The sequence below is a fragment of the Nocardiopsis nanhaiensis genome (assembly GCF_054778635.1).
In genome coordinates this window covers 134,477-151,761 of the sequence record NZ_BAAGZJ010000003.1, presented here as the reverse complement: position 1 = coordinate 151,761, position 17,285 = coordinate 134,477, and the positions used below count along the sequence as shown (strand labels likewise).

At 69.4% G+C, this 17,285-nt stretch carries 17 protein-coding genes; 2 read left to right on the top strand and 15 right to left on the bottom strand.

The genetic code is table 11. The features are described 5' to 3' along the window. Position 1: 1 nt before the first annotated feature. The 14 genes from ACYVD1_RS02540 to ACYVD1_RS02475 all read right to left on the bottom strand — a co-directional run bounded on the left by ACYVD1_RS02540 (position 2) and on the right by ACYVD1_RS02475 (position 14,411). Positions 2–1,060 (bottom strand): extracellular solute-binding protein, encoded by a 1,059-nt coding sequence (locus tag ACYVD1_RS02540; RefSeq protein WP_460767350.1) that lies wholly within the window; start codon positions 1,058–1,060, stop codon positions 2–4. Positions 1,061–1,278: 218 nt separating this feature from the next. Then, positions 1,279–1,908, bottom strand: coding sequence for a TMEM165/GDT1 family protein (locus tag ACYVD1_RS02535; RefSeq protein ID WP_460767347.1), 630 nt, complete (start codon positions 1,906–1,908; stop codon positions 1,279–1,281). A gap of 26 nt (positions 1,909–1,934) precedes the next feature. Then, positions 1,935–2,513, bottom strand: coding sequence for a Chromate resistance protein ChrB (locus ACYVD1_RS02530; protein ID WP_460767344.1), 579 nt, complete (start codon positions 2,511–2,513; stop codon positions 1,935–1,937). A gap of 52 nt (positions 2,514–2,565) precedes the next feature. Further along, entirely contained in the window at positions 2,566–3,678 is a 1,113-nt protein-coding gene (locus tag ACYVD1_RS02525) for an S-(hydroxymethyl)mycothiol dehydrogenase (protein ID WP_460767341.1), read from the bottom strand. Positions 3,679–3,681: 3 nt separating this feature from the next. Beyond that, positions 3,682–4,830 (bottom strand): pyrroloquinoline quinone biosynthesis protein PqqE, encoded by a 1,149-nt coding sequence (gene pqqE, locus ACYVD1_RS02520; RefSeq protein WP_460767338.1) that lies wholly within the window; start codon positions 4,828–4,830, stop codon positions 3,682–3,684. Then, entirely contained in the window at positions 4,823–5,146 is a 324-nt protein-coding gene (gene pqqD, locus ACYVD1_RS02515) for a pyrroloquinoline quinone biosynthesis peptide chaperone PqqD (protein ID WP_460767333.1), read from the bottom strand. The genes pqqE and pqqD overlap by 8 nt, the downstream gene beginning before the upstream one ends. Then, positions 5,133–5,855, bottom strand: coding sequence for a pyrroloquinoline-quinone synthase PqqC (gene pqqC / locus ACYVD1_RS02510; protein ID WP_460767327.1), 723 nt, complete (start codon positions 5,853–5,855; stop codon positions 5,133–5,135). The genes pqqD and pqqC overlap by 14 nt, the downstream gene beginning before the upstream one ends. Positions 5,856–5,863: 8 nt before the next feature. Then, entirely contained in the window at positions 5,864–6,745 is an 882-nt protein-coding gene (gene pqqB / locus ACYVD1_RS02505) for a pyrroloquinoline quinone biosynthesis protein PqqB (RefSeq protein WP_460767386.1), read from the bottom strand. A gap of 133 nt (positions 6,746–6,878) precedes the next feature. Beyond that, positions 6,879–6,971 (bottom strand): pyrroloquinoline quinone precursor peptide PqqA, encoded by a 93-nt coding sequence (pqqA, locus tag ACYVD1_RS02500; RefSeq protein ID WP_460762367.1) that lies wholly within the window; start codon positions 6,969–6,971, stop codon positions 6,879–6,881. Positions 6,972–7,061: 90 nt separating this feature from the next. Then, positions 7,062–8,741, bottom strand: a complete 1,680-nt coding sequence (locus ACYVD1_RS02495) for a PQQ-dependent dehydrogenase, methanol/ethanol family (RefSeq protein ID WP_460767319.1) — start codon at positions 8,739–8,741, stop codon at positions 7,062–7,064. Further along, positions 8,738–9,217 (bottom strand): MSMEG_3727 family PQQ-associated protein, encoded by a 480-nt coding sequence (locus ACYVD1_RS02490; RefSeq protein ID WP_460767316.1) that lies wholly within the window; start codon positions 9,215–9,217, stop codon positions 8,738–8,740. Before ACYVD1_RS02490 ends, ACYVD1_RS02495 begins: the two co-directional genes overlap by 4 nt. Before the next feature lie 246 nt (positions 9,218–9,463). After that, on the bottom strand, positions 9,464–11,740 hold the full coding sequence (gene katG, locus ACYVD1_RS02485; RefSeq protein ID WP_460767309.1) for a catalase/peroxidase HPI: 2,277 nt from the start codon (positions 11,738–11,740) through the stop codon (positions 9,464–9,466). Between the two features lie 23 nt (positions 11,741–11,763). Continuing rightward, the gene (locus ACYVD1_RS02480; RefSeq protein ID WP_460767302.1) at positions 11,764–13,167 is read right to left on the bottom strand and encodes a LytTR family transcriptional regulator DNA-binding domain-containing protein; all 1,404 of its coding nucleotides are present in this window, start codon (positions 13,165–13,167) and stop codon (positions 11,764–11,766) included. A 152-nt stretch (positions 13,168–13,319) separates the two neighbouring features. Beyond that, complete coding sequence (locus ACYVD1_RS02475) at positions 13,320–14,411, bottom strand: dipeptidase (RefSeq protein WP_460767295.1); 1,092 nt, start codon at positions 14,409–14,411, stop codon at positions 13,320–13,322. A gap of 114 nt (positions 14,412–14,525) precedes the next feature. On the opposite strand from ACYVD1_RS02475, the gene ACYVD1_RS02470 reads away from it, so the two are divergent. Continuing rightward, on the top strand, positions 14,526–14,738 hold the full coding sequence (locus ACYVD1_RS02470) for a hypothetical protein (protein ID WP_460759883.1): 213 nt from the start codon (positions 14,526–14,528) through the stop codon (positions 14,736–14,738). Positions 14,739–14,942: 204 nt separating this feature from the next. Continuing rightward, positions 14,943–15,596 carry a peptidoglycan-binding domain-containing protein gene (locus tag ACYVD1_RS02465; RefSeq protein WP_460767288.1) on the top strand — a complete coding sequence of 218 codons (654 nt, stop codon included), beginning with the start codon at positions 14,943–14,945 and terminating at the stop codon, positions 15,594–15,596. Between the two features lie 114 nt (positions 15,597–15,710). On the opposite strand, the gene ACYVD1_RS02460 is transcribed toward ACYVD1_RS02465, so the two are convergent. Further along, on the bottom strand, positions 15,711–17,225 hold the full coding sequence (locus ACYVD1_RS02460) for a GntP family permease (RefSeq protein ID WP_460767283.1): 1,515 nt from the start codon (positions 17,223–17,225) through the stop codon (positions 15,711–15,713). Positions 17,226–17,285: the final 60 nt, after the last annotated feature.

The following is a 17,285-nucleotide window of genomic DNA, read 5'->3' as shown; positions in this document are numbered from 1 at the left end:
GTCACAGCAGACCGGCGTCTTGCAGCATGTCCAGAGTCCCCTCCATCGAGGCCACCTCGCCCAGCTCCATCGCGGGGGGACTGAGCTCGCTGAGGGGTACGAGGTCGTGCTGCGTGGATTCGACCCCTTCCCGGATCGGGTACTCCGCGGTGTCGTCGGCGAAATGCTGCTGTGCGGTCTCCGAAACCATGAATTCGACGAGTTCGTTCGCCTCGTCCTGCATATCGCTGCTCTCGAGCACTGAGATTCCGGCGATGACCACCAGTCCCAGCGGGTCGCCGCCGGTAATGTGGTGCGGCTCCCAGTGAACGTTCTCTTCGCCGAACTCCTCGGTCTGCACGATGTGGTAATAGTGATTGACCATGCCGATCTCGACGGTGTTGTTCTCCACGCCCTCGATGATGGCCCGGTTGTTGTCGAACGGCTCGGGATCGTTCGCGGCGAAGTCGGTGAGCCACTCCGCGGTCCAGTCGTCGCCCTCGATGGTCCTCAGGCCGCTGACGAAGGACTGGAACGAGGAGTTGCTCGGGGCGAAGCCGACCTCTCCCTGCCAGCGCTCGTCGGTCAGTTCGTCGATGCCCTCAGGCAGTTCGCCGGGGGAGAGGACGTCGGGGTTGTGGGCGATCACGCGGGCCCGGGCGGAGGTGGCGACCCAGGAACCGTCGTCGGCCTGGTACTCCTCGGGGACCTCCGAAAGCACGCCGTCGGAGAGTGTGGCGATCTGCCCGGCCTCGGCGAGGGCGTTGATGCCGCCGACCTCCAGGGTGAAGAAGACGTCGGCCGGCGTCGCCTCGCCCTCCTCCAGGATCTGGGCGGTCATCTCCGCGCTGTCGCCGTAGCGGACGTCGAGCTCGATGCCGGTCTCTTCCTGGAACTCCTCGACCAGGGGGTCGATGTTCTCCTCTTCCCTGCCGGAATAGAGGGTGAGTACGCCCTCGTCGGACTCGTCCGCGTCGTCTTCGAAGGCGCCGCACGCCGTAAGGGCAAGAACAAGAACAAGGGCCGCAGAAGCACTGCGGGCCGTCCGTTTTACATTTCCACTGACCGGATTCGAGCCCACCGCGACTCCTCGCCATTGTCTTGATTTGAGGAGTTCCACTGTAGTACTGAAAGAGCTTGCTGGAAAGCCCGTGAAGCCCTTGTTTCAAGGTTTACTATCCGTGTCTGGATGATACGCATCACGACTGTCACCGGCGATTTATAACAGTGGTTATATTCGATTTATCGCGGCTGTTATCCCCTTCTGGATAATGGAATTCCATGCTGCCCGGGGCCGGCTCAGAGCGCGGTTCCGACCACCTCCCACACGACACCGGCGACCAACAGCAGGCAGATGGCCGCACCCGCGTAGAAGGCCCAGTGCGGCTTGACCACGCGCAGCAGCCGCCGTCCCACGAGGACCGCGAGCGCGGCCACCACCAGCAGTGCCGCCAGGGCACCTGCGTACACCTCGGCCGGTGCCCCGAACCGTGCCGCCAGCGAGATGGTGAGCAGTTGCGACGGGTCGCCGAACTCGGCGAACAGCAGCACCACGAACGACGTCGTGATCACCCTGAAGCCGGTGGCCGGTTTCGCCCGCGCGGCGACGGCCTCCTCGGCCTCGGCCAGTTCCTCCTCCCCGGCATCGGCTTCCCGGTGGTGTTCGCGGGCCTCCCGGAACAACAGGACCGCGCCGACCAGGAACAGGCAGCCCGCGACGACGGCGACCGGCGTGCGGGGCAGCAGGGTCACCGCCGACCCCAAGGCCACCGCGACCCCGGTCTGCACCGTGAACGCCGCCGCGGCACCGAACCAGACCAGCAGCGGCCGGTAGCGGGTGGCCAGCACCAGCGTGGCCAGGAAGGTGGTGTCGGGCAGCTCGGCGAGGAACACGGTTCCGAAGGTGAGGACGAGTGCCAGCAGGTCCATCAGGGTCTCGCTCTCACTGCGTCCGGTCAGGTCTCGGGCGGTGGTCCAGGCGTTGCCGCGTGGTTGTCGAGCTCGGCGGCGTAGACGTTCTCGGCGAACTCGTTCAACGCCTCGGCGCAGGCTTCGGCGGCTTCCCGCGCCTGCACCCCGCGCGGCGCTCCGAGCGTGTCACGGGCGCTGATCTTGTCCAACCAGGTACGCAGCTTGGCCAGGTCCTCCTCGTTCTCCTCGAGCTCGGCGTAGGTGAACTTCTCGGCCTTGGTCTCCTTCTCGAGCTCGGCGTGGAAGTCCTCGCAGCGCCCGAGCAGCTCGGCGTACTCGGCGTCCCGCGCGGCGTTGAACCCCGCGACGATCTGTTCGGAGCCCACGAGGCTCTCCGCCCGCAGCAGCTGACCGGAGCCGCCCATGTCCTCGACCTCGGCCCGCAGCTTGCGCATGGCCCGCTCCGCCGCCGACGACTCCGGCAGCGCCGCGACGGAGTTGGCCAGGTAGACGGCGCCTGCGGCCTTGAGCCGCCGCCACACCATGGCCCGCAGACGGGACGGTTCACTGGGTACCCGGTAGATCAGAAGCAACCAGGTGGCGTTCGCACTCAGGGCTCGCACCCCTCTCCGGGCGGCCGTGGCCGCGCTCTCTCCCCGACGGCTTCGGCGGCCATCAGAGCACCACCACCGAACGCAGCACTCCGCCGTGGTGCATCTTGTCGAAGGCGGCCTCGACCTCGGCGATCCCGATCTCCTCGGTCACGAACGCGTCCAGGTCCAGTCGCCCCTGCTGGTACAGGTCGACCAGCATCGGGAAGTCCCGTGAAGGCAGGCAGTCGCCGTACCAACTGGACTTCAACGCGCCCCCTCGCCCGAAGACGTCGATCAGCGGCAGTTCCGGCACGGTCATGTCCGGGGTGGGCACCCCGACCAGGACGACGGTGCCAGCCAGGTCGCGGGCGTAGAAGGCCTGCTTCCACGTCTGCGGCTTGCCCACCGCCTCCACCACCAGGTCGGCGCCCTCGGCGTCCTCGTAGGTTCCGGCGCAGATCCGCTTGATCTCCGCCACCGGGTCGGACTGGGAGGAGTCCACCGTGTGCGTGGCCCCCAATTCCTTGGCGGCCGCCAGCTTCTTGGCGTCGATGTCCACCGCGATGACCGGCGAGGAGCCGGCCAGGGCGGCGCCCGCGACCGCGGCGACGCCGACGCCGCCGCAACCGATCACCGCTGTCGAGCGTCCCCGGGTGGCCCCGCCGGTGTTGATCGCGGCACCGAGGCCCGCCATCACCCCGCAGCCGAGCAGGCCCACTGCGGCCGGCCGGGCCTGCGGGTCGACCTTGGTGCACTGTCCGGCGGCTACCAGCGTCTTCTCGGCGAACGCCCCGATCCCCAGCGCCGGGGACAGCTCGGTGCCGGCGTCGGGGCCGTCGGCCAAGGTCATCTTCTGGGTGGCGTTGTGTGTGTCGAAGCAGTACTGCGCGTCGCCGCGCTTGCACGCCCGGCACTGGCCGCAGACGGCACGCCAGTTCAGCACCACGAAGTCACCCGGCGCGACATCGGTGACGTCCGGGCCCACGGCCTCGACGACCCCGGCGGCCTCGTGGCCGAGCAGGAACGGGAACTCGTCGTTGATCCCGCCGTCCCGGTAGTGCAGGTCCGTGTGGCACACCCCGCAGGCCTGCACGGCGACCACAGCCTCGCCCGGCCCCGGGTCCGGGATGCTGATCGCGACCAGCTCCACCGGAGCGCCCTTACTGCGTGCGATAACGCCCTCAACCTGTTGCACTGGTTATCCTCTCCTCGTTCGGACGGTCCGCGGGATCAGCTCGCCGGTCCGCGGCTGCTCGGGGTCGTTGGCCGCCGCCACCGCGGCCGTGACCCGGTCGTGGTCGGGCGAGAGGTGGCAGACCGGGTCGGTGCGGGCCGCGTCGCCGGTGAGCGCGAACGCCTGGCAGCGGCAGCCGCCGAAGTCGATGTCGCGGCGCGGGCAGCTGGAGCACGGTTCCGGCATCCACGCGGTCCCCCGGAACTTCTGGAAGACCGGAGACGACCGCCAGATCCACTCCAGGGAGTGCTCGCGCACGGTGGCCGGGGGCAGCCCGTGTCCGCGGACCACGTCGTGGGCGGTCGGGCACGGCAGCGCCTCGCCGTCGGGGACGACGGTGAACTGGCGTCGGGCCCACCCGTCCATGCAGGGCTTGGGGTAGCGGCTGTAGTAGTCGGGGATCACGTAGATGATCGCCATCCGGCCCCCGAGGCGTTCCTTGGCCGCCCGGACGACGGTCTCGGCCTGGGCCAGCTGCTCCCTGCTCGGCAGCAGTTCGCTCCGGTTGAGTCCGGCCCAGCCGTAGTACTGGGTGTTGGCGAGTTCGATGCGGTCGGCCCCGACCTCGTCGGCAAGGTCGAGGATGCCGCCGATCCGGTCGATGTTCTGCCGGTGGAGCACGACGTTGAGGGTGAGCGGCCAGCCCAGCTTCTTCACCAGCGCCGCGACTTGCAGCTTGCGCCGGAACGACCTGGTGCCGGCGATCCGGTCCGAGAGCGCCTCCTCGTCGGCCTGGATGCTGAGCTGCACGTGGTCGAGGCCCGCGGCACGCAGGTGCTCGGCGCGGCGCTCGGAGAACCCCAGCCCGCTGGTGATCAGGTTGGTGTACATCCCCAGCCCGCTGGCGTGGCCGACCAGGTCGGCGATGTCGTGGCGCCGCATCGGCTCGCCACCGGAGAGGTGCAGCTGCAGCACGCCCATGTCGGCGGCCTCGGTGAAGACCCGCTGCCACTCCTCGGTTCCCAGCTCGTCGCGGTAGCCCTCCATCTCGAGCGGGTTGGAGCAGTAGGGGCAGTGCAGCGGGCAGGCGTAGGTGAGTTCGGCGAGGAGGCCGAAGGGCTGTTCGAGCGGCTCGTCGGCGCCACCGGCGTGTGGGAAGGCGGTGTCAGTCATCGCCAGCCTCCATCCCGCGGCGGGCGATGAGGTCGGCGATGTAGTCGCGGGCCTCGTCGGCGGCGACCGCACCGTACCGGCTCCGCAACTCTGCCCGGATCTCGGCGACGGTGCGCTGTCCGTCGCACAGCTCCACGATCTCGGCGCCGGTGGGATTGAGGATGAGGATCGTTTCCGGTGAGAGCAGCACGTGCTGGCCGCGTGCGGTGTCGAACCGCATCCGGACACCTGCCGCCAGGCGGGGCCGGGCGGTATCGTCCATCCCCGGCTGCGCGGCGGGGTCCGACTCGGCGGCCGCCATCTCAGCGGCTCCCATAGGCCTGGTCCATGGCATCGAGCATGCTCCAGAGGACGTCGCACTTGAAGGAAAGCGCCGCGATCGCGGCCGCTTGGCCGTCGGGTGTCACGCAGTGCTCGCGCACCACCTCCAGACCGTGTTCGGAGTCGCGGGGCGCCTGGTCGATCCGCACGCGGAAGTAGGCCAGTTCCTCGGGGTCGATCCAGGTGTAGTGGCGCTCGAACGCCGCGAGCCGCTCCGCCATCAGGCTGGGTGCGAACAGCTCGGTCAGCGAGGAGGCCACCGCCTCGACCCACGGCCGGGTGCGGGCGAACGTGACGTAGGCGTCGACGGCGAACCGCACCCCCGGCAGCAGGTGCCGCTCGTCGGTGATCTCCTCCCGGGTCAGCCCCACGGCCTCACCGAGCCGGATCCAGGATTCGATACCGCCGCCCCCGTCGGTGGTGCCGTCGTGGTCGGTGATCCGCTGCACCCAGCGGCGCCGGACTTCGCGGTCGGGGCAGTTGCTGAGGACCGCGGCGTCCTTGCGCGGGATGTTCGCCTGGTAGTAGAAGCGGTTGGCCACCCAGCCCCGGATCTCCTCCCTGCTGGACCCGCCGTCGTTCATCCGGCGGTGGAGGGGATGCTGGTGGTGGTAGCCCTTGACGTGGGCGCGGAGCGCCTCCTCCAGGCCGTCGGGGGAGAGGGTGTCGGCTGCCAGAGAATCGGATGTCGGTACCGCGGTCATCTCGCTCCTCAGATCTCCAGCTCCAGCCCGTCCTCGGCGACTTCCATGCCGTGGCGGGCGAGGGTCTCCCGCTCCGGCGAGTCTTCGAGGAGGATGGGGTTGGTGTTGTTGATGTGGATGTAGATCCTGCGGTCGATCGGCAGGGGTGACAGCCGCTCGAGGCTGCCGTCCCGGCCGCTGATCGGCACGTGGCCCATGTCGCGGGAGGTCTTGGCGGCGAGGCCCAGGTCAGGCATCTCGTCGTCACTCCAGCAGGTGCCGTCGACCAGCAGCCCCGACGCCCCGGACGTCTCACCGAGGAGCTCGTCGCTGAGGTGCTGGACACCGGGCAGGTAGACCACGCTCTTCCCGCTGTGGTCGTCGGTGATGCGGTAGCCCACGACCCGGCCGTAGCTCGGGGCGCCGTGGAACCGCAACTTCTTCTCGGTGGGGACGTCGAAAGCGCGGTAGGACAGCCCGTCTCCGAGGGGAACCGTGGCGCCGGGCAGGACCGGTTCCCATGCGACCGGGCAGTAGGCCTCCAGGGTTCGCCCCAGCCCTGTTCCGTTCATCAGTGTTTCCCGCACCGACCCGGTGGCGTGCACCCGAAGTCCCCGTCCCTCCCGCATCAGCAGCAGGCCGAGGGTGTGGTCGAGTTCGGCGTCGGTGAGCAGGACCGCCCGCAACCGCACCACCCGGCCGTCGTCGGGGTGCAGCGCAGGGAACGCCTCGATCTGCGCTCGGATGTCCGGTGAGGCGTTGAACAGGTACCACTGCTCCCGGTCGGCACTCACCGCGATCGAGGACTGGGAACGCGGCACACAGGGCCGCGACCCCGTCCGCACCGCCCGGCACGGCGGACAGGTGCAGTTCCACTGCGGGAACCCGCCACCGGCGGCCGAACCCAGCACACGTACCCACACGGGCCGAGCACCCCTTTCTTGGTGTGTCCGCGACAGATGCGTCAGCGTTCGAACAGGACGGCTGAGGGGCGCGGACGCCGGGCCGGAGTGCCCCGGCCCGGCGTCCGTCACCTTGTGCTGGTCAGTCGTCCCAGACGAACACGTAGGCGGTCGCTTCCGCGGAGACCCTGACCTCCGTGACGGTGGGGGACACCCATTCCTTCGTTTGCTCCATAGAGCTCTCCTTTCTCTGCGGCCGTCGTGTGTGCGGCTGACCCGTCCAGGACGGGAATCTTTCCGGCCGGGCTCAGTCGGGCCTTGGATCTCAGTCGGGCAGTGCGAAGGCGATCAGCGCGCTGCCGTGGCCCGCGGCGAGCATGCCGGGAATGATGCCCTCGAGCCATCCGCCCCAGCCGACCGGCACGACGACGTACTGCTTGCCGTTGACGGTGTAGGTGGAGGGACTGCTGTGGTGGCCGCTGCCGCACTGGAACTGCCACAGCTTCTCGCCGGTCTCGGCGTGCAGCGCGAGGAACTCGCCCGTCGGCGTGCCCGCGAACACGAGGTTGCCCGCGGTGGTGAGGGTCGAGGCCGCCATCGGGTGGTCGAGCCGGTAGCGCCACTTCTCCTCACCGTGGGAGTCGAAGGCGCTGATCGAGCCGGCCATGTTGTCGATGTCCACCTGGACGGCGGCACCCCAGTAGGGCATGCCTTCGCGGAATTCCCGGCGCCTCCGGGTGGCTGTGGCGCCGACGTCGGCGACCGGCACGTAGAACGTGTCGTGATCGGGGTGGTAGGACGCGTGCGTCCACTCCTTCGCGCCGGCCGGGCCGGGGTAGAAGTGAACGGGGTCCCCCTCCTTGTCCGGGTACTTCCGCGGTGTCACCTTGCCGTCGCGGGTGATGACACCCCAGTCGATCCGGTCGACGAAGGGGGTGACGTGCTGCAGCTGGCCGTTGGTGCGGTCCAGCACGAAGAAGTACCCGTTCTTGTCGAAGTGGCCCAGCAGCTTCTTGCCGTCCCGCTCGAACAGGATCATCTCCATCGTGGAGTCGTAGTCCCACAGGTCGTGCGGGGTGAATTGGTAGTGCCACCTGATCTCACCGCTGTCGACGTCCACGGCGACGACGCTGTCGGTGTAGAGGTTGTCCCCCGGGCGCACTTCGCCGTCGAAGTCCGGGGCCGGGTTGCCGGTACCGGCGTAGTAGAGGTTCAGCTCCGGGTCGTAGGTGCCGGTGACCCAGTGGTTGGCGCCGCCGCGAGCCCAGGACTCGTCGTCGGGCCAGGTGTCGCCGCCGGGCTCGCCCGCCTTGGGCACCGTGTAGGTGCGCCAGCGGTGCTCGCCGGTCTCCAGATCCCAGCAGTCGATGTGCCCGCGGACCCCGAACTCGCCGCCGGAACTGCCGGTGATGACCGTGTCCTTGATGACCGTCGGGGCGAGCGTGGCGCTCTCGCCGGCCCGGACGTCGCCGATCGTCTTCTGGAAGATCTTGTCGCCGTTGGTGGCGTCGAGGCAGACCAGCTGGGCGTTGGCCGTGACGAAGTAAACCCGGCCGTTGGCGACCGCGCAGCCGCGGTTGACGTTTCCGCAGCACAGCGAGACGTCGAAGGGCACCGCGTGCTTGTAGCGCCAGAGTTCCGTGCCGGTCTCGGCGTCGAGGCACCAGAACCAGCCGTCCCAGCCGGTGACGTACATGACGCCGTCGACGATCAGGGGGCTGGCCTCGAAAGCGTAGGTCGAGGCGCCGGCGATCTGCCCCGACATCCCCGCCTGGAAGATCCACGCGGGCCCGATCCGGTGCACGTTGTCGGTGTTGATCTGGTCCAGGAGGCTGTACCGCTTCCCGTCGTAGTCGCCGTAGTAGGTCATCCAGTTGTCCGGCTCCGACCGTGCCGTGCGGAGGCGCTCGGAGTCGACGTTGCTCGTGCTCGGTGCGGTGCCCTTGACGGCGCTCAGGGCGCCATGGTCGATCGCTTCGCCCGCGTCGATGTATTCGGTCGTCATGAGTTGTCCCCCTGGGTCGGACGCGGCTGGGGCGGCCGGTCGAGACGTGCCTCAGGCGGGACCTCGCCCCGCACGACGATCGAGGCGGTGAGACCGCGCCCTTCGTCGTTGCCGGCCGGGGAGCTGTACCAGTAGTAGCCCGGGCCGTCGAGGTTGAGCTTGGCCCGGCCCTTGGAATGGTTCAGCAGCCAGATGAACTTCTGGTCTCCGTTGCTGGGCAGCAGGCAGGCGTGGGTGTTCTTGTCGTCGTTGATGATCGTCAGCTCGAGGTCGCCGCCTCGGGGCAGGACCAGGATCGCGGGATCCCAGCTGAGCGTGTCCTCTTTGATCCGGATGGTGGCTTCCATCGTTCCGTCGTCGCGCACCGTCGCTTCCGCGATGGAACCGGTGCCGAGTACCTGCCCGATGGTCGCTGCGTTCTGGGTGTCCAATCCGAGCTCGCGGACCAGCACCGACGGCACGTCAGCCATCGTCATCGGACATCACCTCCGCGTTGAGATTTCGCCAGTGAAGCCTGGAGAGGGTTGCCACGCTAGGCATCGGCCGACCCGTCCGGTACCCCTCGCCGCCCGGCCCCCGAAGGGCGCCGCTCGCAGCCCTAGCGAGACCGCTCGCGGTGACGCCCGTCACATCCTGCGGTATGGCTGCCGTCACGGTCGTCCGCGTGGCGGCCGTGTCGGTCGGCCGCATGACCACCGTCACCGGCGGGCGCGTAGCGGCCGTTAGGTTCTCGGAGTGACCGCGGGCAGGTCCAGGCACATGACCTTGTCCCACGCGGCCACGAAGTCGCGGACGAACCCCTCCTCGGCGCCGTCGGCCGCGTAGGCCTCCGCCAGCGCGCGCAGCTCCGAGTGGGAGCCGAAGACCAGGTCGACCCTGCTCGCGACCCACCCGGGTTCGCCGGTTCGCCGGTCGCGCCCCTCGTAGGCCGACGCCTCTCCGCGGTGGCCCCGCCGGGGTTCCCACTCGGTGCCGGGGTCGAGCAGGTTGACGAAGAAGTCGTTGGTCAGCGTGCCCGGGGCCTTGGTGAACACGCCCTGGGCCGACTGGCCCTGGGTGGCGCCCAGCACCCGCAACCCGCCCACCAGTACCGTCATCTCCGGTGCGCTCAGGGTGAGCTGCCGGGCCCGGTCGACGAGGAGGTGTTCGGCCGGAAGCCGAGCGTGCTTGCCGGCGTAGTTGCGGAACCCGTCGGCGGCCGGTTCCAGAACGGCGGACCAGTCTGGGTCCGTCCACTCCTGGGCGGCGTCGGTGCGTCCCGGCCGGAAGGGCACCTCGACGACGTGGCCAGCCCTGCCCGCGGCGTGCTCGATCGCGGCGCAGCCGCCGAGAACGATCAGGTCCGCCAGCGAGACGCGCTTGCCGTCGTCCCGGGAGCGGTTGAACGCCGCCCGGATCCGTTCCAGAACGCCCAACACCGCCCCGAGCTCGTCGGGGTCGTTGACCTCCCAGCCGCGTTGCGGTTCGAGGCGCAGGCGCGCGCCGTTGGCTCCGCCGCGCCGGTCGCTGGCACGGTAGGTCGAGGCCGACGCCCAAGCGGTGAGGGCCAAGCGAGCGGGGGACAGCCCCGAGCCGAGGATCTGGCGTTTCAGGTCGCCGATGTCCTCGGCGTCGACGAGTCCGTGGTCGACCTCGGGCACCGGATCCTGCCAGATCAGCCGCTCGGCGGGCACCAGCGGCCCCCGGTAGTGGTGGATCGGCCCCATGTCGATGTGGGTGAGCTTGAACCAGGCCCGCGCGAAGGCGTCCGCCAACCATTCCGGATGCGCGAGGAAGCGCCGGGCGATCCGCTCGAACCCCGGGTCCTCGGCGAGCGCGAGGTCGGTGGTGAGCATCGTGGGGTGGTGGGTCACCGACGGGTCGAAGGGATCCGGGACCGTGCCGGCGCCCCCGCCGTTGCGCGGCACCCACTGCCACAGCCCCGCGGGACTGAGCTCGACGTCCCAGTCGTGGGCGAACAGCGTCTCGAGGAAACTGTTGTCCCACGCGGTGGGGGTGGAGGTCCAGATCCCCTCCAGCCCGCTCGCGACGGAGTCCGCGCCCGTGCCCTCACCGTGGGAGCATGCCCAGCCGAGTCCCTGCGCCTCGATCGGGGCCGCCTCGGGTTCGGGGCCGAGCGCCTTGGCGGGGTCGGCCTTGCCGTGCGTCTTCCCGAAGGTGTGCCCGCCGGCGATCAGCGCCACCGTCTCCTCGTCATTCATCCCCATCCGGCGGAACGTCTGGCGGATGTCGCGGGCCGAGGCCACCGGGTCGGGCTGGGTGGCGGGGCCCTGGGGGTCGACGTAGATCAGCCCCATCTCGCTGGCCGCCAGCGGCTCCTCGAGGTCGCGCACACCGCTGTGGCGCTCGTCCGTGAACCAGGTGTCCTCGGGCCCCCAGTAGGTCTCGTCGGGCCTCCAAGCGTCCTCGCGGCCGCCCGCGAACCCGAAAGTCCGCAAGCCCATGCACTCCAGCGCGCGGTTCCCCGCGAAGACCATCAGGTCCGACCAGGACAGCTTGCGCCCGTACTTGCGCTTCACCGGCCACAGCAGCCGACGGGCCTTGTCCAGGTTGCGGTTGTCCGGCCAGCTGTTCAACGGTGCGAAGCGCTGCAGGCCCGCGTTCGGGCCTCCCCGGCCGTCACCGGCGCGGTAGGTGCCGGCGCAGTGCCAGGCCATCCGCAACACGAGCGGACCGTAGTGGCCGTAGTCGGCGGGCCACCACTCCTGCGACGTGGTCAGCACCCGGTCGATATCACGGGCCACCCCGTCCAGGTCCAGGGTCTCGAACTCGGCGGCGTAGTCGAACTCCGCCTCCCACGGACCCGTGTCCCGGCGGGACTGGTCGAGGACGCGCAGGTCGAGCCGGGCGGCCCCCGAGCGGTGCGGGCCGCCGCCCGACGCGTCCCGGACCGCCGCGTGCCCGTGTCGCCCGCCCGGTTGGGGCCGCCGTCCTCGGCGGCGTGCGCCGATGGCCTGGTCGTAGGTCTTGTCGACGTAGGCGTCCGGGTTCTGGGGCATACCGTTCCTCCAACACCTGGACCTCAGATGCCCAAGGCGTGCCGTACCGCGCGGGTGTTGCGCCGGGAGACGGGCACCATCGTGTTCTCGGGGTCGTCCATCACCAGGTACAGCTCGCCCTTGTCCCGGCGCTCGACCTCGCGGATCCGGTTCAGGTTCACCACGTACCGGCGGTGCACACGGAGGAATCCCGTGTACGCCAGCTCGTGGTCGAGCTTGTCCAAGCTGGCGGAGGCCGCCTGCAGCCTGCCCTGGTCGGTGGTCAACCAGACGTCGCTGCCCTCCGCCTTGGCCAGCGTCACTTCGGGATGGCGCAGCAGCACCATCCGGTTCTCCCGCATGCCGACCACGCGGTGCGGCTGTGCCGGCTCCTGGCCGCACGCGGAACGGGGTGCCGTCTCCGCGGCCGGCATCTGCTCACCGTCGGAGACGGTGAACGTGATCAGGTGTCCGACCAGGCTCCCGTAGTGGAAGACCGGACGGATCCCGATCGGCGAGGGCTCGTCGGCCAGGTGGGTGCTGATCTGGGTGGACCCCACCCAGTCGGAGTCGCGGCCGGCGCGTTGGGTGGCGTACCGGGCGGCGCGGATGAGTTCGGGCAGCTGCGGGTTCCAGCGCACCGCGGGGTCGACGGCGGGGGAGTCGGCGGGCACACCCAGCAGCGCCGCCACCGTGTCGTCGGCGATCACCACCTTCCCCGCGGTGTCGACCGCGGCCAGGGGTGCCCTGGTACGGCCCCGGCCGTGGTTGAACGCCGCCAGCAGTTCGGCGCCGCCGTCGCGAGCGCGCATCCGCAGCCTTCTCTGGGTGTGGGTGGCGGCGTTCGCCAGCCAGGTCGGCGCCGGGCCGGGCAGGTCACCGCGCCAGCAGGAGATGTTCAGGACGGCGAGCGGTTCCTTGGTGACGGCGTCGCGTACCGCGGCACCGGCGCAGGACCACTCGTGGAAGGCCTGGCACCAGTGCTCCTCGCGTCGGACCAGAGCGACGCTCGGTGTTGCCAGCGCGGTGCCCATGCCGTTGGTGCCCACGGCTCCCTCGGCCCAGCAGTACCAGGGCGCGAGACTGGCGTCGGTGGCGACCGCACGGGTCTCCTTGTCGCCCCATTCGGCGAGGATCCGGCCGTTGGCGTCGGCGACCGTGACGATCCCGCCCAGGTTGGCGATCTCGTGCGCCATGGAGGCGGCTCGAAAACCCAGTTCGGTGAAGACGACGTCGTGTTCTAGGGAGTGGGCTACCTCGCTCACCGCCACCGGGGCTTCGGAGAGGTAGGGATCGACGTTGTACTGGTCGCGGCTGCGTTGCCAGGAGATCGCCACCTCGGGGCGAACTCCGCTGATCTCGTTCTCGCCCTGTACGAACTGTTCCCACGCTCCGTACAGCGAGACCTTGCGTTCGGTGAGGGGTCCTAGTCGTGGCGTAGTGGACATGGGGGGCCGCCTCTGCTCCGCTCGCTGGGCGGCGAGCCCGGCTCTTCGAGTGGCTGGAGTGGGCCGCCGTCGTCGACATTCGGAGGTGTGTTGTCTATCACATAGGCCCAGGGTGGCATACGACATGCGGTGATACCAGGGGTTCTGCGCTGCTAACCGAACGCGGGATCGGCGATGTCCTCCGCGGCCCGGAGCACACGGAGGACGTTGCCCCCGGCGAGTTTGGCCAGATCCGATTCGGACCAGCCGCGGTCGGCCAGGGCGGCGAGGAGCCGCGGATAGCCCGCCACGTCCTCCAGCCCTTCGGGCATCGGGTCGTTTCCCATGTAGTCGCCCCCGATGCCGACGTGGTCGATGCCCGCGACCTCTCGGACGTGTTCGATGTGCTCGACGACCTGCGCCAGGGTGGCGGTGGGCGGGGGCGACTGCTCGGTGAGCCTCGCCATGAGTGCGTCGTAGGCCGCCCCGCCCTTGGCGACGCCCCGCTGCCGGGCTTCCCGCCTGGCGTCGGCGTGCCATCGGGCGACTGCCGGGGAGACGAACGCGGGCAGGAACGTCACCATGCACACCCCTCCTCCCGCCGCCAGGGTCTCGAGCACGTCGTCGGGCACGTTGCGCACGTGGTCGCAGAGCGCACGGGCGGAGGAATGGCTGAAGATCGCGGGTGCGCCGGTGATCCGCAGCGCGTGGCGCATCACGTCCGGCGAGGTGTGGGAGAGGTCGACCAGCATGCCGAGCCGGTTCATCTCGTGCACGACCTCCTCGCCGAACCCCGAGAGCCCGCCCAGGACCGGTTCGTCGGTCGCCGCGTCGGCCCAGCCGACGTTCCTGTTATGGGTCAGGGTCAGGTAGCGCACCCCCAGCAGGCGCATCGCCCGCAGCACCGCCAGCGAGCCGTCGATGCAGTGCCCGCCCTCCATACCGAGCAGTGACGCGACCCGCCCGCGCGAGTTCACGACCTCGTCTGCGGTGGTCGCCAGCACCAGCCGGTCCGGATACCGGGCGACGAGGCGCCGCACCAGGTCGATCTGCTGCAGGGTGGCGGTCACGGCCGTCGGCCCCTGATACAGCTCCGGGGAGACGTAGACCGACCAGAACTGCCCGGATACACCGCCGGCCGCCAAGCGGGGCAGGTCGGTGTGCAGGTCCGACACCACCTCGGTCAGGTCGACCTGTTCCAGGTCGCCGTACTGCTGCCGGATCGCCCAGGGGAGGTCGTTGTGGCCGTCGATCAGCATCGTCATGGTCGTGAGCCTCACAGCCCGAACCGGGAGCGGCAACCCCTGAGCGGGGCCCGTTGCCCGGGTCCGGGCGGAAACGGCCGTCGACGCACCGATCGGCGCCACTACGGTGGTCGGATGACGACACCGACCTGTACCTGTGGTTCGACCAGCTTCGAGGAAGGCTTTATCGACGACGTCGCCCAGGGCAAGGTGCGCTGGGTGGCCGGCGAGATCAACGTCGGACTGTTCGGAAACGCCCAGCGCATGGGGCGCGAACACCGCTTCATCCGTGCCCTGTGCTGTACCCGGTGTGGACTGCTGCTGATGACCGCCCCCCGCGACGTCTGACCCCCGCCGACAGCGGCCCCGGAACCCGGCCCGAACACACCCCTCCTCCGCCCGCGCGGACACCGGAACGCCCCCCGGGTTGACGTGCGACCGCGAACACGTCCGCATGCGGTCACGGTGAAATAGCAGGTGAACCGATGTGTGGGAGGTGCGGGTCACACCGGGTGCAAGCGAACGACCGACAACGCTATGGGGGAAGTACACATGCGTTCGTTCAGCATCACCGCCAAGGTCTCCGGGGTCGCCGTGGCCACCGCCGCACTCGTCGGCGCGGGCCTGTTCAGTGCCAACGCGGTCGCAGCCGAGGACCGGCCGATCGATCCGGCCGACGCCCCGGAGATTATGGAGCGCCCCTGGCCCGAGCACGGGGTCGGGGAAACCCACGCCAACGTCTGGGTCGTCTCCAACTACCTGACCGTCGAGTTCGACGACAACGGTGACCCCTACTGGCCCCACGACCCGACCGAGGAGCTCGACGAGGAGCTGTCCGAGGCGATCGAGCAGTACCAGCAAGACAACGGGATGGGCGACCACGGCCACATCCACGAAGAGCTGTGGGGCCACTTCTCCGAGGGCCAGTTCGGGGGCGCGGCCTTCGACTGGGGCCCAGGTGACGGCCGCGACTTCTACACCCAGGGCGACAGCGGCGAGGGTGTGGAGAGCGTCCAGTACATGCTGATCGACCACGGTTACCTGGACGAGGACGAGCCCGACGGACAGTACGGCCCCGTGACCGAGGAGGCCGTGGAGGACTTCCAGGCCAACGAGGTCTGCCCCGAGCTCTCCATCAGCGAGCAGGACTGCGTCGACGGCCTGGCCGGCGCGGTCACCTACCGCGCGCTGGTCACTATCGAGTAGTACGGATCGGCGTTCCGGTGGGGACGTTGCAGGTCATGCAGGGGGCTCGCCGAGAGCGGTTGGCCCCCTGCCGCGCCGCTCCAGCCGGGTGCTCCGGGCGCGTCGCCGATGTCGTCAGAACGCACCGAAGAACAGCCCGAGTGCGGCCACCACCGCTACGCCGGCGACGGGGACGATGACGGTGACGACGCCGATGTCCTTGTAGGACTCGCGGTGGGACAGCCCGCAGACCAACAGCAGAGTGATGATCGCCCCGTTGTGCGGCAACGAGTCCAGCCCCGTCGAGGCCATAGCGGTCGCCCGGTGCATCACCTCCATGCTGATCCCCTGGTCCGCTGCGAGCGCGGTGAGTTCCTCGCCGAAGGTCTCCAGCGAGATCGTCAACCCCCCGGACGCGGACCCGGTGAGGGCGGCGATTCCGGAGGTCGACAGGATGGAAGTGATGAGCGCGTTCTCGCTGATCGCGAAGATCCCGTCCCGAATCACCATGAAGGCCGCGAGAGAGGCGATGACCGCGCCGTAACCGATCTCGCTCGCCGTGGTGGCGGCGGGGAGTACCGCGTTCTTCGCGCCCTCTGAGATGCCGTTGACCAGCTCGCGGACCGAACCGAACTTCAGGACGAGGATTGAGACGATGCCCACGACCATTCCGGTCGTCACCGACCACAGGCCGGCGACGCTGGTGACGTCGGTGGCGCCGTACGCTTCCTCGGCCAGGTAGGCGGTGTCCATCGCGGGGAGGACCGCGTAGGTCATCAAGGCGTTGGTCAGGACCACGACGAGGACCGGGACGAGTCCGAGGAATCCCTGCAGGGCGGTCCCACCGCGCACCGGTTGTGCGGTCTCGGCCCTTCGATCGGTGAGTGCTGCCCGGGGTGCCGCGATCCCGCCCGCGGAACCGGTGGCTCCGCCGGTGCTGCTCGGCGCCGGCGGACCATCCGGCACGTTTCCGGTGCCGCTGGTCCTGCGTTCGGCATCGGTCAGGTCGGTGAATGACTCCCCGGCCGCCCTCAGCTTGGCCTTGCGCCAGTTCAGCCACGCCAGGCCGAGGGCGAAGACCACGGCGGCGGCTACCAGACCGAGCAACGGTGCGGCGAACGTGTTGGTGCCGAAGTAGAGGGTCGGGATCGTGTTGTGGATCTGAGGCGAACCCGGAAGTGCCGCCGTGGCGAAGGTGAAGATCCCGAGCGCGATGGCCGCCGGCATCAGCCGGCGCGGGATGTCCGCCTTCTCGAACAGCGCCATGGCGATCGGGAAGATACTGAAGACGACGACCCAGGCGCTCACACCTCCGTAAGTGAGAAGGGCGGTAGCCAGGACGGTGACTAGGATCGCCCGCTTCGCCCCGAGGAGCCGGGAAATCCAGTCGGCGAGGTGCTGTGCGAAGCCGCTGAGCGACATGAGCTTTCCGAAGACCGCCCCGGTCAGGAACAGGGGGAAGAAGTTCGTGATGAACCCGCCCATCGCCGGCATGAAGACCTGGGTATAGGTCGCCAGCACGGGCGCCCCCGCGAAGAGGATGGCCACCAGCGCGGCCAGCGGTGCGACCGCGATCACCGAATGTCCCCGATAAGCCAGGGTGATCAAGAGGACAAGTGAAAGAGTAATCCCTGTCAGGCCGAGTGCCATAATTCCTTCATTTCTGCACTGCCTGGTACGGCAGGCCTCTGATTGGGGGGAAATCGAGGG

Excerpts from the sequence above, each read along its gene's own strand:
- ACYVD1_RS02495 (WP_460767319.1), bottom strand. The coding sequence starts at position 8,741 with ATGACGACCGAATACATCGACGCGGGCGAAGCGATCGACCATGGCGCC.
- ACYVD1_RS02535 (WP_460767347.1), bottom strand. The coding sequence starts at position 1,908 with ATGGACCTGCTGGCACTCGTCCTCACCTTCGGAACCGTGTTCCTCGCC.
- ACYVD1_RS02480 (WP_460767302.1), bottom strand. The coding sequence starts at position 13,167 with ATGTCCACTACGCCACGACTAGGACCCCTCACCGAACGCAAGGTCTCG.
- ACYVD1_RS02490 (WP_460767316.1), bottom strand. The coding sequence starts at position 9,217 with ATGACGATGGCTGACGTGCCGTCGGTGCTGGTCCGCGAGCTCGGATTG.
- ACYVD1_RS02470 (WP_460759883.1), top strand. The coding sequence starts at position 14,526 with ATGACGACACCGACCTGTACCTGTGGTTCGACCAGCTTCGAGGAAGGC.
- ACYVD1_RS02465 (WP_460767288.1), top strand. The coding sequence starts at position 14,943 with ATGCGTTCGTTCAGCATCACCGCCAAGGTCTCCGGGGTCGCCGTGGCC.
- pqqE (WP_460767338.1), bottom strand. The coding sequence starts at position 4,830 with ATGACTGACACCGCCTTCCCACACGCCGGTGGCGCCGACGAGCCGCTC.
- pqqD (WP_460767333.1), bottom strand. The coding sequence starts at position 5,146 with ATGGGAGCCGCTGAGATGGCGGCCGCCGAGTCGGACCCCGCCGCGCAG.
- ACYVD1_RS02460 (WP_460767283.1), bottom strand. The coding sequence starts at position 17,225 with ATGGCACTCGGCCTGACAGGGATTACTCTTTCACTTGTCCTCTTGATC.
- pqqC (WP_460767327.1), bottom strand. The coding sequence starts at position 5,855 with ATGACCGCGGTACCGACATCCGATTCTCTGGCAGCCGACACCCTCTCC.
- katG (WP_460767309.1), bottom strand. The coding sequence starts at position 11,740 with ATGCCCCAGAACCCGGACGCCTACGTCGACAAGACCTACGACCAGGCC.
- ACYVD1_RS02475 (WP_460767295.1), bottom strand. The coding sequence starts at position 14,411 with ATGACGATGCTGATCGACGGCCACAACGACCTCCCCTGGGCGATCCGG.
- pqqA (WP_460762367.1), bottom strand. The coding sequence starts at position 6,971 with ATGGAGCAAACGAAGGAATGGGTGTCCCCCACCGTCACGGAGGTCAGG.